The following is a 16801-nucleotide window of genomic DNA, read 5'->3' as shown; positions in this document are numbered from 1 at the left end:
CATGACCGACCGCGATCTCGCGCTCAAATCCTTCGCGCTGCGCCGCCGCATGCTCCGCCTCATCCACGAGGCCGGGGCTGGGCACACCGGCGGTGGGCTCTCGTGCCTCGACATCCTGAACACGCTCTACAACCGCGTGCTCAACATCGCGCCCGAGACCGTCGCCTCGCCCACGCGCGACCGCTACGTGCAGAGCAAAGGCCACTGCGTCGAGGCGCTCTACGCCGTGATGTCCGATCGCGGCTACTTCCCCGATGCCGACCTCGCCACCGTCTGCCACTACCAGAGCTACTACGTCGGACATCCCACGCGAAAAATTCGCGGTATGGAGATGAACACCGGCGCGCTCGGCCACGGCCTGCCGATCTGCCTCGGCATGGCGCTCGCCGCTAAGATGGACGGCGCGAGCTACCGCGTGTTCACGCTGCTCGGCGACGGCGAACTCGCCGAGGGCTCCAACTGGGAAGCTGCCATGGCCGGCGCGCACTACAAGTTGGATAACCTCGTCGCCATTCTCGACCACAACACGCTCCAGATCACCGGTCACACGCGCGACGTCATGTCGAACGAGCCGCTCGACGAGAAGTGGCGCGCGTTCGGCTGGGACGTTCGCACGGTCAACGGCCACGACTACGCGCAACTCACCGCCGCGCTCACCACGCCGCACCCCGGCAAGCCGCTCTTCGTGATCGCGAACACCGTGAAGGGCAGGGGCGTCAGCTTCATGGAAAACGTCGGCAAGTGGCACCACGGCGTCCCGAACGACGCCGAACTCGCGCAGGCGCTCGCCGAACTCGACGCGGCCGAAAAGAGATTTCAGGAGGCCTCCGCATGAGCGCGCCCCGGCATTGCGCAGGAGGGCCCGCGTCCCCGCGGGCCGCGAACGTTATCCGGTTCACACCCGCGCACCCCGGCCCGCGAGGACGCGGGCTCTCCCAGGAGGCGAATCGATGAGCGCGCCCGCACCGTCCATGTTCACGCCCGCCGCCAAGGCGATGGCCGGGAAACTCGGCCTCAAGCAAGGCCGCGCCAATCTCGAGGAGTTCGCGGACACCTTGCTCACGCTCGCGGCCACCGACCGCAACATCGTCGCCGTCACCTCCGACTCGCGCGGCTCCGGCAAACTCGCTCCCTACGGCAAAGCGCTGCCGAAACAGATCGTGGAGGTCGGCATCGCCGAGCAGAACCTCGTCGGCATCACCGCCGGCCTCGCCGCCTGCGGCAAAAAACCGTTCGGCGTTTCGCCGTCGTGCTTCCTCACCGCGCGTTCGCTTGAGCAGATCAAGAATGACATCTGCTACTCGAATGTCCCCGCCGTGCTCGTCGGCATCAGCGCCGGCGTCAGCTACGGCGCGCTCGGCTCGACGCACCACTCGCTGCACGACTTCGCCGTGATGCGCGCGATCCACAACATCACGATCATTGCGCCCGCCGACAACTTCGAGACGCGCGAAGCCGTCCGCTACGCTGCCGCGGCGAAGCGCCCGGTGTTCCTGCGCTTTGGCAAGGCCGCGATGCTGGATCTTCCCCATGCGGACGGCTCGTTTGAGGCCGGACGTGCCCGTGTCATCTATCCTGTGGGAGGGAGCTTGCTCCCGACTTCAGCGGGAGCCGTCGCGAGCAAGCTCGCTCCCACCACCGACGTCGCTTTCCTCGCGAGCGGCGAGACCGTCGTCCACGCGCTGCTCGCCGCCGCGGCGCTGGCCGAGAAAGGCGTCAGCGCCCGCGTGCTGAGTTTCCACACGATCAAACCGCTCGACACCGCCGCGGTGCTCGCGGCGGCGCGGGAGTGTCGCGCGGTCGTCACCGTCGAGGAACACATGCTCGCGGGCGGGCTGGGGGAGTCGGTCGCCGCGACGTTGCTGCAAACCGGCCTCGCCCCGAAGTTCAAGATGGTCGGCTTCCCCGACGAAGACACTGTCACTGGCGCCCAAGCCGATCTGTTCCGGCACTACGGGATCAGCATGGAGGCCCTGCGCGACACCGCGCTCGCACTGCTGGCTCCCTGAGTTCTGAAAAAACCACGCATGAACACGAACGGACACGAATCGGCTGTGGATGTCATTTCCGGGCATTCGGGCTCATTCGTGTTCATTCGTGGGTAAAACTGGTTCGAGAATTCCATGCCCTTCGTCCTCGCCGTCGACCAAAGCACCTCCGCCACGAAGGCGATGCTCTTCGCGACCGATGGGCGTCTGCTCGACAAGGAGTCGCGCGACCACGCGCAGCACTACCCGCAGCCGGGCTGGGTCGAGCACGATGCCGAGGAAATCTGGCAGAACGTCCTCGCGGCGATCCGCGCGCTGCTCGCGCGGCATGCCGCGGAGGTGGGGGAGATCCTCGGTTTCAGTCTCACGAATCAACGCGAGACGATCGTCGTTTTCGATCGCGCCACCGGCCGCCCGTTGCATCGCGCGATCGTCTGGCAGTGCCGCCGGAGCGAGAAGCTTTGCGCCGAAGCCGCCGCCGCCGGGCACGATGAACTCGTCCAATCGCGCACCGGTCTGCGCATCGATCCGTATTTCTCCGCGTCGAAGCTCCAGTGGCTCGTGCGTGAGCGTCCCGATCTTCGCGCGCAACTCGAGAGCGGCGCGGCGCTCATCGGCACCGTCGACGCCTACCTGATCTACCGTCTCACGCGCGGCGCCGTGTTCGCGACCGACCACACGAACGCGAGCCGCACGCTCCTGTTCGACGTGCGCCGCCTGCGTTGGGACGCGGAGCTGTGCGCGCTGTGGCAAGTTCCCCCGCAGGCGCTGCCCGAGGTGCGCGAGAGTTTTGCGCGGTTCGGGACGACCACGGTGGACGGCATTCTGCCGCGGGCGCTCCCGATTTGCGGCGTGATGGGCGACTCGCAGGCCGCGTTGTTCGCGCACGGTTGCTTTGCGCGTGGCTCCGCCAAGGTGACGCTGGGCACCGGCTCGTCGGTGTTGCTCAACATCGGCGGCGAGTTCCGCCGTTCGTCGCAAGGCGTGGTGACCGCGCTCGCTTGGGTGCGCGATGGCGCGCCGACCTACGCTTTCGAAGGCATCATCATCGCGGCGGCGTCGACGCTCACGTGGTTGCGCGACCAGTTGAAACTCGTCGACTCGCTCGACGGCGTGGAGGCGATGGCGACCGAGCTGCCGGACAATGGCGGCGTCTACCTCGTGCCGGCTTTCTCGGGGCTCGGTCTGCCGTATTGGAAGGCCGATGCGCGCGCGACGATCGTTGGCCTGACGACGCACAGCGACCGCCGACACGTGCTGCGCGCGGCCCAGGAATCGATCGCGTTCCAGTTGCGCGACGCGCTGCAGGCCCTGCGGTCCGACGCCGCGCTCGAGGTGAGCGCGATCCACGCGGACGGCGGCCCGACCAACAACCGGTTTTTGATGCAGTTCACGGCGGACGTCACCGGCGCCGAGTTGCGGCTCGCACCGTTCGCGGAATGCTCGGCGTTTGGCGCCGTCAGTGCGGGGTTGCTCGGGCTCGGCGTTTTTTCCTCGCTCGACGAGCTCGCGACCACGCCGCGAGCGGGCCGGGTGTATCGTCCGATGATGGACGATGCTCGCGTCGCGGAGCTCGCGTTGGGCTGGCGTCACGCGGTGCGACAGACGATCTTCCCCCGCGAACCCTGAACTTGTCCGCCCACGCATGAAACACTCCGCTGTTCTCGTTCCCGTTGTCCTGGGGTTGATCGCGCTAGCGCCGTGCGCCAGTTCGGCAGCGGAGAAGGCGTTGATTGACACCACGCGCTCGCCGCAGGCCCGGATGTATATGCCCGATCTCGGCGACGTGCGCTGGCAGGGCGGCCTGCTCGGCGAGCGCTTCGAGGTCGCGCGCACCTCGATGGTGCCGCACATGGGCGAGCTGATGAGCAACCCGGCGACGAGTCCCGCGTGGCGCAACTACCGCATCGCCGCCGGGCTGGAGCAGGGAAAGTTCTCCGGCCCGCCGTTCAATGACGGCGATTTTCTGAAATGGTTCGAAGCGCTCGCGCAGGTCTACGCCGTGACGAAGGATCCCGCCCTCGACCGGCAGATGGACGAGATCATCGCGGTCGTCGCCAAGGCCCAGCGCGAGGACGGCTACCTGCACACGCAGACGATCATCCCGCAGCGCAACGGAGAAAAGACGAAGGAGTTCGCGGATCGCGAGCACTTCGAGACCTACAACATGGGGCACCTCATGACGGCGGCGTGCGTCCATTACCGCGCGACCGGCAAGACCACGCTGCTCGACTGCGCGCGCAAGGCCGCCGACTACATCGACAAGCTTTGCGCCGAGAAACCGCAGGAACTCGCGCGTAACGCCATCTGCCCGTCGCACTACATGGGCGTGGTGGAGCTCTATCGCGTCACCCACGAGCCGCGCTACCTGAAGCTCGCGGAGCAACTCATCGAGATTCGGAGCCTCGTGCCGCCGAACGAAGGCAGCGACCACAATCAGGACCGCATGCCGTTCCGCCAGATGACCCAGGCCGTCGGCCACGCCGTGCGCGCGAACTACCTCTACGCCGGTGTCGCGGATGTCTTCGCCGAGGATGGCGACAAGTCGTTGCTCAAGACGCTGGAGACAATTTCCGAGAACGTCGCGGACCGAAAGCTCTACATCACCGGCATGACCGGTGCGATCTACGACGGCGCCTCGCCCGACGGCGTCGACTACACGCAGCACAAATACATCAAGACGATCCATCAGGCCTACGGTCGTGATTACCAGCTGCCGAACCTCACCGCCTACAACGAAACCTGCGCCACCATCGGCTACGGCATGTGGCTCTGGCGCATGCTGGCCGTCTCGGGCGACGCCGGTTACGCGGACCTGTTCGAGCAGACGCTCTACAACGGCATTCTCCCGGGCATCAGCCTCGACGGCACGCACTACTTCTACGTCAACGTGCTGAAGAAGCTCCGCGAATTCGACGTGCCGCTCCGCTGGTCGCGCACTCGCGAGGCGAACATCCCGGTGAGTTTCTGCTGCCCGCCGAACGTCGTCCGCACGATCGTGGAGATGCACAACTACGTCTACGCGCTCTCGCCCGACACCGTGTGGGTGAACCTCTACGCCGCCAGCACGCTCGAGTCGAAGTGGCTCGACGGCACGCCGATCAAGCTCCGGCAGGAAACCGACTACCCGTGGGCCGGCGCCGTGAAGATCATCGTCGACGAAGCGCCCGCCCGCGACGTGACGCTGAAGCTGCGCGTCCCGGGTTGGCTCAAAAGCGAAGCAGTCTCCCTCAAGATTAACGGCCAGCCCGTCGCCGCCGCGCGCAAGCCCGGCTCCTACGCCGACGTGAAGCGCACCTGGAAGAAGGGCGATGTCGTGCAGTTCGACATGGAGTTCAAGGCCACGCTCTGGGAAGCGAACCCGCTCGTCGAGGAGACCGTCGACCAGGTCACGATCAAATACGGTCCGCTCGTCTACTGCCTCGAGTCGACCGATCTCCCGGCCGGCGTGCAGCTGAAGGACGTGGCGCTTTCACTGCAGAAGCCCGCGAACTTCACCGCGCAGCGCGAGCGCATCGTCAACGCTTCCGTGCTCACGCTCACCTTCGACGCCCTCGCGCTGCAGCGACCGGAATGGACCGGCAAGCAGCTCTATCGACAGGTTGACGGTCAAGCCCCGCGCACCATTGCCGTGAAAGCCGTGCCTTACTACGCATGGGGCAATCGCGGCGAAGCCGACATGACCGTCTGGATTCCTGCCCGCTAAACGTTTCCCGCAACCCCGTTCAAACCCCATGAGTCAAGTCACGTCCTCCGCTCCTGCCGGCCCCGCCGGCGACGGCACCGCCATCACCGCCCAGCAATGGAAATGGTCCGCGCTCGCGGGCATGGCGTCGTATCTCGACGCCGGCTCGATTGTCGCCCTCGGCGCCGGCCTCGCGATCCTCCAGAAGGAATTCGGCATGAGCGACACCGCCGTCGGCGTGCTCGCGGCCATCGGCCCGAACGCCCTCGGTTGCGCGCTCGGCGCGCTCATCGGCGGCTGGCTCGGCGACAAACTCGGCCGCAAGAAGATCTACCAATACGACCTCATGGTCTACGCGTTCGGCATCCTCCTTTGCGCGCTGTGCCAGAACAAGGAGATGCTGTTCCTCGGCACGTTCATCGTCGGCGTCGCCGTCGGCGCGGACGTCCCGACGTCGCTCGCGCTCGTGGGCGAATTCGCACCCGACAAGGCGCGCGGCAAGCTCCTTGGCTTCACGCAGGTCGCGTGGTGTCTCGGTCCGGTGATCGTCCTGTGGATGGCATTGGCCCTCGCGCCGTTCGGCCTGCTCGGCATCCGCATCGTGTTCCTCCACCTGTTCGTCGTCGCCGTGGTGACGTGGGCGTTGCGCCGCGGCCTCGCCGAGTCGGCGCGCTGGACCCAGGCGGCGAAGTCCGGCCAGGCCGTCGGGCAGAACCTCGCGTTGCTCTTCAAGGGCTCGAACCTCAAGGCCATCGTTTGGACCGCCACGATCTATCTCTTCTGGAATCTCGCCGCGGGCACCGCGGGCATTTTCAACCCCTACATCATCTCCACGCTCCACGCGGGCGGCCAGGCGATGAGCGTCGGCCTCTCGAGCGCCAACTTCGTCATCACGATGATCGTGACCGTGACGATCTTCATGCGCTACTCGGACAAGTCCTACGAGACGCGCAAACTGATCTGGGGCGTCGGTGCCGTGATGCAGACGATCTCCTACGGTCTTTTCCTGTTCTTCCCGTTCACGATCACGACCGTCATCTGCAACATCGTGCTGTTCTCCGCCAGCGCCGCGCTCTCGGGCGAGGCGTTCTACAAGGTGTTCAGCCAGGAACTTTTCCCCACGGCGCTGCGCGGCACCGCGCAAGGTTTCACATTCGGCATCGCGCGCACGATCCTCGGCATCTGGAGCTTCTTCGTGCCGATCCTCGCGCACGCCGGCATCAAGCAGATCGCCGGCCTCCTCACGCTGTTCCTCGCGATCAGCGGCGTGGTCGGTTACTTCTTCATGCCCGACACCTCGGGCAAGTCGCTCGAACAAATCGAGGCCGAGCGCGCCTGAGCGCGGCATCGTTTCCTCATGGCTTGTCATTGCGAGGAGCGGAGCGACGAAGCAATCCAGCTAGATGGATCGCCACGGTGCGCTTCGCGCACCTCGCGATGACAACTGAAACAATCGTGTCCGATACCCGCGTCATCTCCCTCCGCTGTGAATACCTCGTCGATCCCCTCGGTGTCGACGAGCGTAGTCCCCGGCTGAGCTGGCTCCTCGAGAGCCGCCGTCGCGGCGCGCGCCAAGTGGCGTTCCGCGTGCGCGTCGCCTCGACGCCTGGGAAACTCGCCGCGGATGACGCAGATCGCTGGGACAGCGGCCGGGTCGAGAGTGCGCGAACCACGCACATCGCCTACGCGGGTCGCGCGCTGCAGTCGCGCGATGCGTGCCATTGGCAGGTGGAGGTCTGGGATGAAACCGGTGCGAGCGCGCGCTCGGCGCCCGCACTCTGGACGATGGGGTTGCTCGAACCCGGAGATTGGAGCGCGAAGTGGATCGCGGCCGATCCCGCCATCACCCGCCTGGATCCAGAGGCCATCACGGCCACCCTCACCGAGCCCGGCACGCCGGCGGTTTTCCGCCGGGAGTTCCAATTCCCGGACGCCATCAAGCGCGCCACGCTCTTCGCCACCGCGCGCGGACTGCTCGACCTCCGCGCCAACGGCCACCGTGTGACCGACGATCTCTTCGCGCCGGAGTGGACCGACTACGAGAAGCGCATCCATTACCGCACCTACGACGTCACGGCGCTGCTCGCCGCCGGGACCAACGAATTTTCCATCACGCTCGGCGATGGCTGGTGGTCGGGCTTCGTCGGCTGGCAGGAGACGAAGGGCCGCTACGGTTCGCTCGAGAACAGCCTGCGGCTGCAACTCGAAGTTGAGCTGGCAGACGGTTCGCGCGTCACGCTGGGCACAGATGGACAGTGGCGTTGCGCCACCGGTCCGATCCTTTCCTCGGACATGCAGATGGGCGAAGTCTACGACGCCCGCCGCGCGCCGCGCGACTGGCTGCCGGCGCGAGAGGTCGCTGCACCTGCGGCGCCGCTCGTCGCCCAACGCAGCGAGCCCGTCCGCGTCACCGAGATGCGGGCCCCGGTTTCCCGCACGGAGATCCGTCCCGGCGTGCATCTCTACGACATGGGGCAGAACATGACCGGCTGGATTCGTCTCGCCGTCGAGGCGCCGGCTGGCACGCGCGTCCAGTTGCGCCATGGCGAGCGGCTCAATCCCGATGGCACGCTCTACACCGCCAATCTGCGCCGCGCGAAGGCAACCGACGTCTACGTGTGTCGCGGCGGCGGCCTCGAGATCTTCGAGCCGCATTTCACCTTCCACGGTTTCCAATACGTCGAACTCACCGCGACCGTCCCCAAGAACGGTAACCTATTAGGTTACCGGTTCACGCCTACGCTCGGGACGATCACGGGCTGCGTGATCCACTCGGCGACGCCGCCCGCCGGGCATTTCGAGTGCTCGCACGCCGGCGTGAATCGCCTCTGGCTCAACGGCGTCTGGTCGCAGCGCGATAATTTTCTCTCGGTGCCGACCGATTGCCCGCAGCGCGACGAGCGCCTTGGCTGGATGGGCGACGCGCAGGTGTTCTTCCGCACGGCGACGTGCAACATGGACGTCGCGGCGTTCTTCACGAAGTGGATGATCGACGTTGAGGACGCGCAGACGCCGGACGGCGTTTTTCCCGACATCGCGCCGCGCCTGCGCGAGGACATCAACTGGGTCGGCCTCGGCAATCTCGGCGGCGCCGCCGGCTGGGCGGACGCGGGCATCATTATTCCTTACACGTTCTGGCGCGTCTACGGCGACCTGCGCCTCGTCGAGCGCCACTGGAGCGCGATGGTGCGCTGGCTCGACTGGATCGAGCGCCACAACCCGGACGGTCTTCGCCTCAACCAGCTCGGCAACAATTACGGCGACTGGCTCTGCATCCCGAGCGACACGTCTTTCGGCACGCACTCGCCGATGAAGAACCTGCTCGCGACCGCCTACTGGGCGGACGACGCCGCGAAGATGGCGCGGCTCGCGCGCGCGCTCGGCCGCCACGCGGACGCCGCGCGCTTCCAGGCGATGTTCGAGAAAGTGCGCGCCGCGTTCCAAGCTGAGTGGGTGCGCCCCGACGGACGCATCGCCGTCGAAACGCAGACCGCCTATCTGCTCGCGCTCGCCTTCGATCTCCTGCCGGCAAATCTCCGCGCCGCGGCCGCCGAGCATCTCGTGGCGAACATCCGCGACCTCGACTGGCACCTCAGCACCGGTTTCGTCGGCATCGGGCATCTGAACCCGCAGCTCACACTCGCCGGCCGCGCTGACGTCGCTTACCGGCTGCTGTTGCAGGAAAGTTATCCGTCGTGGCTGTTCCCGGTATTGCAGGGCGCGACGACGATCTGGGAACGCTGGGACAGCTGGACGATCGCCGGCGGCTTCCACAAGGACGGCATGAACTCCTTCAACCACTACTCGCTCGGCTCGGTGGGCGAGTGGCTGTTCCGCCACGTCCTTGGCATCGAGCTCGATGCGGACGCGCCCGGCTACCAGCGTTTCGTGCTGCGGCCGTTCGTGGGGCAGGGGCTCGCTCACGCGAGCGGCAGCTATCGCTCGATCAACGGCGAGATCCGCAGCGCATGGCGCCGCGAGGGCGCGCGCTTCGAGTGGACCGTCACCGTGCCGGCCAACACCAGCGCGCGCGTCCACATTCCCTGCGCGCCCGGCGTGGTTGTCGGTAGCGATGGCCTCACGGTCGTCGAGCGCGCTGACGGTTTCGCGGTGTGCGAAGCGCCGGCGGGCACCTATACGTTCACCAGCACACTGGCGCTCGCATGAGAATCACTCGCCTCCAACCGATCATCCTGCACGCGCCCGTCACGCGCGGTGGCATCGCGGACAGCACGCACAGCATCACGCACTGGGGCGCGCCCGGCGTGGCGATTCACACGGACACCGGTCTCGTGGGCTACGGGTTTTCCGGCACGCACGCGCACCTGCCGACCGACCAGCTCATCGTCGAGTGCGCGGTCGACTCCTTCGGCCCGCTGCTCATCGGCGAGGATCCGCGCGAGGTCCGCGCGCTCTGGGAGAAGCTGCACAAGCACTCGCCGATCTACTGGGTTGGCCGCGCCGGCATCACGCATCTCGCGCTCGGCGCCATCGACATCGCGCTCTGGGATCTGAAGGCGAAGGCCGCCGGTTTGCCGTTGTGGAAATTGCTCGGCGGCTCCGCGGCCAAGCGCGTTGAAGCCTACAACACCGACGGCGGCTGGCTCAACTGGCCGATCGAGACGCTCGTCTCGGATTGCCGACGCCTCGTCGAAACCGGCGGCTACCGCGCGGTGAAAATCAAGGTCGGCAGTCCGAATCCGTCCACCGATCTCCGCCGCCTTGAAGCCGTCCGCGCCGCGCTCGGGCCGGAGATTCGCATCATGACCGATGCGAACGGCAAACTTGCGCTGCCCGACGCGATCCGCCTCGGCCGTCGCCTCGCGGAGTTCGACGTGGTGTGGTTCGAAGAGCCGACGACGTTCGACGACGTGCTCGCCCACCGTCGCCTCGCCGAGACGATCGAGACGCCCATCGCGTTGGGCGAACAGCTCTACCTCGCGCACCAGTTCCGCGACTTCATCCATGCGGGCGCGGTGCATTACGTGCAGCCCGACGTCGTCCGCCTCGCCGGCGTGACCGAGTGGTGGCAGGTCGCGGATCTCGCCCACAGCTACAGCCTGCCGGTGGTGCCGCACGTCGGCGACATGTGCCAGGTGCACCAACACCTCTGTTTCGCGCACCCCGGTTGCGCGCTGCTCGAGTATATTCCGTGGCTGCACGATTGGATGAAGCATCCGGCGCAGATCCGCGACGGCCACTTCGTCGCGCCGGAAGCACCCGGCGCCGGCATGGAACCCACGCTCGCGGCGCTGCAGCAGATCAACCGTCTTTGAGACCCGATCAGGACAGAAACCACGAATGAACACGAATGCACACGAATCCAGACACAGAGCTGAAAGTCGGCTGAACGTGGCGAGCTTTCGTGACGCCGCCGGTTTTCATTCGTGTCTATTCGTGTCCATTCGTGGTTAACCCAAAATCCATGGAGCGAGTCACCGCCACCTATCTCATCGAGACGGCGCTGCCGGTCGAAAAAGCCGCCGCGACACTCGCCGGCGAGCAATCGTCCGGCACCTTCGTCGCCGTGCCCGGCGAGACCGAAGAGCTGAAGCAGCGCTTCGCCGCGCGGGTGGAGGCGATCAAGCCGCTCGACACGGTCGCGATGCCGGCGATCCCGACCGGTCGCGCGCCCGCGGCGAGTTATCGGCGCGCCGAGGTGAAGGTGTCGTGGTCGATCGAGAACTTCGGCACGAATCTCCCGACGCTCGTCTCGACGCTCCAGGGCAATCTCTACGAACTCGCGCAGTTCTCCGGCCTCAAGCTGATGGACTTCGACGTGCCACCATCGTTCGCCGCGAAGTTCCGCGGTCCGGCGTTCGGCATCGCCGGCACGCGCCGTCTCACCGGTGTCGAGGGCCGGCCGCTCATCGGCACGATCATCAAGCCCAGCATCGGCCTCTCGCCCGCGCAGACCGCGGAGATGGTCCGCGTGCTTGTCGAGGCCGGCATCGATTTCGTGAAGGACGATGAGCTGATGGCCGATCCGCCGCACTCGCCGTTCGACGCGCGGGTCGACGCCATCATGCGTGTGATCAACGACCACGCGCAGCGCACCGGCAAGAAGGTCATGTATGCCTTCAACATCTCCGACGAACTCGATGCGATGCAGCGCCACTACGACAAAGTCGTCGCGAGCGGCGGCACGTGCGCAATGATCAGCATCAACAGCGTCGGCCTCGCCGCCACGAAGAAGCTGTGCGATCGCGGCGAGCTCTCCATCCACGGGCATCGCAACGGCTGGGGCATGCTCAACCGCCACCCGCTGCTCGGCATCGAATTTCCCGCTTACCAAAAGCTGCAGCGTCTCGCCGGCGTCGACCAACTCCACGTCAACGGCATCGCCAACAAGTTCTGGGAAAATGACGATTCGGTCGTGCGCTCCATCGCGTCGTGCCGCGCGAGCGAACCGCTCGGCAAGCCGTTGTTGTCGGTGGTCTCCTCCGGCCAGTGGGGCGGCCAGGCGCCCGAGACCTGGCGGCGCACGCAGACTGTTGATCTCCTGTATATGGCTGGTGGCGGCATCCAGGCGCACCCGGATGGTGCCGCAGCGGGCGTGCGCTCGCTACAGCTCTGGTGGGAAGCTGCCGTCGCAGGGCTCACGGTCGAGCAAGCGGTCGCGATACATCCACTGCTCGCAAAGTCGCAGGCGAAATTCGGCAGCAAGTAATGGGCAAGCCTGCACAGCTCCGGCTCGCGTATTTCGGCGACGACTTCACCGGGTCGACCGACGCGCTGGAATTTCTCTCGCGCGCGGGCCTGCGCACCGCGCTCTTCCTCGAACCGCCGTCGCGCGAACGGCTCGCGGCGATGCCCGCGCTCGACGCCCTCGGCGTCGCCGGACTCACGCGCTCGTTGCCGCCGACAGAGATGGAAGCCGTGCTGCGTCCGGCATTCGCGGCGCTGCGTGAACTCGGCCCGCGTCACGTGCACTACAAGGTGTGCTCGACCTTCGACTCATCTCCGAAGGTGGGCAGCATCGGACGCGCGATCGACGTTGGCGTTGCACTCTTCGGCGGGCGCTACGTCCCGCTGCTCGTCGGCGCTCCGGCGCTAGGGCGTTATTGTGCCTTCGGAAACCTGTTCGCGCGGATGGGCATCGGCAGTGCGGGCGAAATCTACCGACTCGATCGCCATCCGTCGATGAGCCGGCATCCGGTCACGCCGGCGGACGAGGCGGATTTGCGCCTGCATCTCGCGAAGCAAACGGCGAAGCGCATCGGCTTGTTCGATCTCCTGAAAGTTGAGCTTCCCGCGACGGAAGCGGCGGCGGCGCTCGAGCGCATCGTCGGTGGCGGAGCGGAGGTCGTCCTCTTCGACGTCATGCAAGCGAGCCAGCTCGCGCGCATCGGCGGCCTGATTGATTCCGCGACGGGCGGCGCACCGGTTTTCTCCGTCGGCTCGTCCGGCGTCGAGATGGCGCTTGGCGCGCATTGGGCAGAGCAGGGGAGCTTGCAGCCGCGCACCGAGTGGGCGCCGGCGGCCCGCGTCGAACGCCTGCTCGTGGTTTCCGGCAGCTGCTCGCCGGTCACGGCGGGACAAATCGATTGGGCGCTGGGCAACGGCTTCGTCGGCATCCCGCTCGATGCGCAGGCGCCGCAGATTGACCCAGCGATCGCCGCTGCGCGCACTGCGCTGCGCGCCGGCAAGAGCCCGCTCGTCTTCACCGCGCGCGGGCAGCAAACCGGCGCGCCCGCCTCCGCCGTCACGCTGGGCACAGCCCTCGGCACGATTGCGCGCACGCTGGTCGAGTCCGAGTCGCTCCCGCGCGTGCTCGTCGCGGGTGGCGACACTTCGAGTTACGCCGCGCGCGCGCTGGGCATCGAGGCGGTCGAAATGGTCGCCCCGCTCGCACCCGGCGCGCCGTTATGCCGCGCGCATTCGAGGCAGCGCGCCGTGCACGGACTCGAGGTGAATTTCAAGGGCGGCCAGGTCGGTGCGCCTGACTACTTCGGCGCCGTGCAACGCGGCGCGCTCTGAATTTTCCCATGAAACGCAAGACGCTCGCTCTCGTCCACACTTCCGCGACGCTCGTCCCGGTCTTCCAGCAGCTTTGCAAGGCGCAGCTGCCGAACGTCGACACGTTCAACATCGTCGACGACAGCCTCGTCCGCGCCATCGGCGCGAAGGGCAGTCTCACGGCGGACATTGCGCGCCGCGTGCAGGCTTACATCACTTCCGCCGAGGCGGGCGGCGCCGACTACGTGCTCGTCACGTGCTCGTCAATCGGGCCGGCGGTCGAGGCGTCGGCGGCGTTCTCGGCGGTGCCGGTGCTCCGTGTGGACCAGCCGATGGCCGATCAAGCGGTGCAAACGGGCAAACGCATCGGTGTCATCGCGACGCTGCCGACCACGCTCAATCCGACCAAGGATCTCGTCCAGCGTCGCGCCGCCGCCGCGGGCAAGAACATCGAACTCACCGCGGTGCTCGTCGAAGGCGCCTTCGAAGCGCTGATGTCCGGCGACGCCGCGAAGCACGACGCGCTCGTCTCCGCCGCGTTGCGGCAGCTCGTGGCGCAAGTCGACGTGATCGTGCTGGCGCAGGCCTCGATGGCGCGCGTGGTCGACACGCTCGCGCCGGAGGATCGTCGCATCCCGATTCTCGCCAGTCCGCCGCTCGCGATCGCGCACCTCGCGAAGCTGCTGACGTAGCGCCAGCGTTCCGCCCGCGTCAACGAGGCAGGCGAGACGCCTGCGCCACCCCAATTTTCCCATACCCCATGCTCGCTTTCCGCAAACTCTGTCTTGGCCTTGCTGCGGCCGCTGCGCTCGCCCTGCTCGCCGGTCTGGCGCTCGGCCTGACGTCGGTGTGGTCGGCGGCGGCCGTCGTCGCAACGGCGTCGCTCGCCATCGGCCTCGGCGCCGTGCCGTCGCTCAAAGGCTATCAGTTCACGGCGTGGATCGTCACCGCGGTTGTGGCGGCGATGATTTTCCCGTCGGCGTTTCTGAAGGTCGGCGACTTCGATCTGCGCAACAAGTGGCTCATCCTTCTCGTCATCCAAACGGTGATGTTCGGCATGGGCACGCAGATGAGCCTGCACGATTTCTCGGGCGTCGTGAAAACGCCGCGCGGTGTGCTCGTCGGCATCATTTGCCATTTTTCCGTGATGCCGCTCGTGGGCTTCGGTCTCACGAAGCTCTTCGCGTTCCCACCGGAAATTGCCGCCGGCATCATTCTCATCGGCTCGTGCTCGAGCGGGCTCGCGTCGAATGTCATGGCGTATCTCGCACGCTCGAATCTCGTGTTGTCGGTCACCGTCACCGCGATCACGACGCTCGTGGCGCCGTTCATGACGCCGCTGCTGATGAAGCTGCTGGCGGGCACGCTGGTCGAGGTGAAGTTCCTCAACATGATGATCGAGATCATCAAGATCGTCATCGTGCCGATCGCGGCGGCGCTCATTCACGACCACCTGAAGCACGTTACGCCGGCGAGCTACCGGCGGTGGGTCGTCGCGCAACTCGCCGCGGGCGCGGCGGTCATCGGGATCTTCGTCGTGCACGACGCCCCGGCGGTCACGGCGTGGCCCGCCACCGCGCAACTTGCGCTCGAGCTTGCCGGCTTCCTGCTCACCGCCATCCCGGTCGGCGTCGCTTACCATCAACTCACGCGCCTGCTGCCGAAACTCGATGGCTTGATGCCGCTGTTCTCGATGGCGGGCATTGTTTACTTCACGACCGTCACGACCGCGGCCGGCCGCGACAACCTCCTGAAGGTTGGCGCGCTGCTCTTCATTGCCTCAGTGATTCACAACGCGGCCGGCTACTTTTTCGGCTACTGGCTGAGTCGCGCGGCGGGCCTCGATAAAAGCTCAGCGCGCTCGGTGGCGTTCGAAGTCGGCCTGCAGAATGGCGGCATGGCGTCCGGCCTGGCGGGCGCGATGGGCAAGCTCGGCACGGTCGGCTTGGCGCCGGCAATCTTCAGCCCGTGGATGAACATCTCCGGCTCGATCCTCGCGAACTTCTGGCATAAGCGCCCGCCGGACGACGCGCCGCCGCCCGCCGAGGAGAAACGCTAGCGCACCGCCGCCGCGCCGGCGCGCTTCGTGACGCGGCGCAACGTCTTTCCCGTCTGCCATGAGGCGCCGATGAGCGTCGCGCGCGGGAACTCCGGCACGCCGCACTCGTTGTTGTGCAGGTGGCTGATCACCATGTCGACGGCCGCCTCTCCCGTGCGGTCGTTGTGTTGGTCCATGCCCGCCCAATCGCGGTCCTCGGCGCGGCGCTCGAGCTGGAGCAGGCCGAGATCGCGCGGCACCTTGAGCCCACGCGCCTCTATCAAGCGGCGGACGAAGCGGTAGAGCGTGAAAACCACGTCCGGGCGCTCGCGCTCGAGCCACGCGTAGAACTCGCGCGGGTCCTGCCGCGCCGCCTCGACGGCGTAGAAGGGCGCGACGCGGTCGGCGGCCGGCAAACCTTGCTGCCCGATCATCATGCCCGACGTGAAGCGTCCCTCGACGAGCCGATCGATGCGTTCGTCGATCACAAGTGCGGGCCGTCGGTAGCCGAGCGCGAGCGCGCGTTCGCAGGCCTGCAGCACGAGCGCGTGGTGATCGACACAGCAGAACGAAAGCGTCGGCTCGTGCGTGCGCACGCCGGTAACAACGCACGCGTGGGCTTTCCATGTGCCCGCGAAACGCTCGGGCAAGCGGTTTTCCTCCATGAGGCCGACCACGATGACGCCGCGAATGCCCCGGGCGCGGAGGATGCGGTTGAGTCGCGCGCCGTCGAGCTGCGGGTCGTGCAGCCAAAACTCGTCGATGCTGTAACCTTGCGCGGTCGCGCGGCGGCGGATGCCGGCGACGTAAGTGGGGATCGTCGGATGCGTGCGAAAAGCGTCGCGGTCGCGGTGCGCATTGAGCACGGCGAGCGTGTGCTTGGATTTTCCCTGCGCGTGCTTGCGCAGCTCGGACATCAGGTGCGCGACGACGGGATTGCGTGCGTAGCCGAGGCGTTCCGCGGCGGCGTGGACGCGCGCGCGCGTCTCGGGCGGAATCTGCGGATCGTGGCGCAACGCCAGCGAGACGGTGTTCTTCGACACGTTCAGTTCGCGGGCGAGGGTGGCCATCGTGATCGATCCCATGCACCGACGGTAGAGGCCGGGGCTTGACGGTCAAGTGCCCGGGGCA

General features: G+C 66.8%; 12 protein-coding genes. 11 read left to right on the top strand and 1 reads right to left on the bottom strand.

The genetic code is table 11. From position 1 onward, the window contains the following. Position 1 precedes the first annotated feature (1 nt). From HZA32_14275 to HZA32_14225, 11 genes are all read left to right on the top strand, one after another. A complete protein-coding gene (locus HZA32_14275; GenBank protein MBI5425241.1) occupies positions 2-835 on the top strand; it encodes a transketolase in 834 nt (277 codons plus the stop codon). Between the two features lie 136 nt (positions 836-971). Continuing rightward, positions 972-2009 (top strand): transketolase family protein, encoded by a 1038-nt coding sequence (locus HZA32_14270; protein MBI5425240.1) that lies wholly within the window; start codon positions 972-974, stop codon positions 2007-2009. Positions 2010-2123: 114 nt separating this feature from the next. Continuing rightward, entirely contained in the window at positions 2124-3617 is a 1494-nt protein-coding gene (gene glpK / locus HZA32_14265; protein ID MBI5425239.1) for a glycerol kinase GlpK, read from the top strand. 16 nt (positions 3618-3633) lie between these two features. Continuing rightward, positions 3634-5694 (top strand): glycoside hydrolase family 127 protein, encoded by a 2061-nt coding sequence (locus HZA32_14260; protein ID MBI5425238.1) that lies wholly within the window; start codon positions 3634-3636, stop codon positions 5692-5694. A gap of 121 nt (positions 5695-5815) precedes the next feature. After that, positions 5816-7012, top strand: a complete 1197-nt coding sequence (locus HZA32_14255) for an MFS transporter (GenBank protein MBI5425237.1) — start codon at positions 5816-5818, stop codon at positions 7010-7012. A gap of 98 nt (positions 7013-7110) precedes the next feature. Beyond that, positions 7111-9840 (top strand): family 78 glycoside hydrolase catalytic domain, encoded by a 2730-nt coding sequence (locus tag HZA32_14250; protein ID MBI5425236.1) that lies wholly within the window; start codon positions 7111-7113, stop codon positions 9838-9840. Further along, entirely contained in the window at positions 9837-10949 is a 1113-nt protein-coding gene (locus HZA32_14245) for a mandelate racemase/muconate lactonizing enzyme family protein (GenBank protein ID MBI5425235.1), read from the top strand. The genes HZA32_14250 and HZA32_14245 overlap by 4 nt, the downstream gene beginning before the upstream one ends. Positions 10950-11098: 149 nt before the next feature. Then, positions 11099-12343 (top strand): ribulose-bisphosphate carboxylase large subunit family protein, encoded by a 1245-nt coding sequence (locus HZA32_14240; protein ID MBI5425234.1) that lies wholly within the window; start codon positions 11099-11101, stop codon positions 12341-12343. Beyond that, on the top strand, positions 12343-13653 hold the full coding sequence (locus tag HZA32_14235) for a four-carbon acid sugar kinase family protein (protein MBI5425233.1): 1311 nt from the start codon (positions 12343-12345) through the stop codon (positions 13651-13653). Before HZA32_14240 ends, HZA32_14235 begins: the two co-directional genes overlap by 1 nt. Before the next feature lie 8 nt (positions 13654-13661). After that, entirely contained in the window at positions 13662-14324 is a 663-nt protein-coding gene (locus tag HZA32_14230) for an Asp/Glu/hydantoin racemase (protein MBI5425232.1), read from the top strand. Between the two features lie 68 nt (positions 14325-14392). Next, entirely contained in the window at positions 14393-15691 is a 1299-nt protein-coding gene (locus tag HZA32_14225) for a bile acid:sodium symporter family protein (GenBank protein ID MBI5425231.1), read from the top strand. Here the strand turns inward: HZA32_14225 and HZA32_14220 are convergent. Next, positions 15688-16740, bottom strand: a complete 1053-nt coding sequence (locus HZA32_14220; GenBank protein MBI5425230.1) for a LacI family DNA-binding transcriptional regulator — start codon at positions 16738-16740, stop codon at positions 15688-15690. The two genes, HZA32_14225 and HZA32_14220, sit on opposite strands and share 4 nt — an antisense overlap. Between the last annotated feature and the right edge of the window lie 61 nt (positions 16741-16801).

Source organism: Opitutia bacterium (genome assembly GCA_016217545.1).
Taxonomy (GTDB): domain Bacteria; phylum Verrucomicrobiota; class Verrucomicrobiia; order Opitutales; family Opitutaceae; genus Didemnitutus.
The sequence above is the reverse complement of the archived record's forward strand: the minus strand, read 5'-3'. Positions and strand labels throughout refer to the sequence as shown.

Bases quoted from the DNA above. Each gene is read 5' to 3' on its own strand.
- HZA32_14275 (MBI5425241.1), top strand. From the start codon at position 2: ATGACCGACCGCGATCTCGCGCTCAAATCCTTCGCGCTGCGCCGCCGC.
- HZA32_14270 (MBI5425240.1), top strand. From the start codon at position 972: ATGTTCACGCCCGCCGCCAAGGCGATGGCCGGGAAACTCGGCCTCAAG.
- glpK (MBI5425239.1), top strand. From the start codon at position 2,124: ATGCCCTTCGTCCTCGCCGTCGACCAAAGCACCTCCGCCACGAAGGCG.
- HZA32_14260 (MBI5425238.1), top strand. From the start codon at position 3,634: ATGAAACACTCCGCTGTTCTCGTTCCCGTTGTCCTGGGGTTGATCGCG.
- HZA32_14255 (MBI5425237.1), top strand. From the start codon at position 5,816: ATGGCGTCGTATCTCGACGCCGGCTCGATTGTCGCCCTCGGCGCCGGC.
- HZA32_14250 (MBI5425236.1), top strand. From the start codon at position 7,111: ATGACAACTGAAACAATCGTGTCCGATACCCGCGTCATCTCCCTCCGC.
- HZA32_14245 (MBI5425235.1), top strand. From the start codon at position 9,837: ATGAGAATCACTCGCCTCCAACCGATCATCCTGCACGCGCCCGTCACG.
- HZA32_14240 (MBI5425234.1), top strand. From the start codon at position 11,099: ATGGAGCGAGTCACCGCCACCTATCTCATCGAGACGGCGCTGCCGGTC.
- HZA32_14235 (MBI5425233.1), top strand. From the start codon at position 12,343: ATGGGCAAGCCTGCACAGCTCCGGCTCGCGTATTTCGGCGACGACTTC.
- HZA32_14230 (MBI5425232.1), top strand. From the start codon at position 13,662: ATGAAACGCAAGACGCTCGCTCTCGTCCACACTTCCGCGACGCTCGTC.
- HZA32_14225 (MBI5425231.1), top strand. From the start codon at position 14,393: ATGCTCGCTTTCCGCAAACTCTGTCTTGGCCTTGCTGCGGCCGCTGCG.
- HZA32_14220 (MBI5425230.1), bottom strand. From the start codon at position 16,740: ATGGCCACCCTCGCCCGCGAACTGAACGTGTCGAAGAACACCGTCTCG.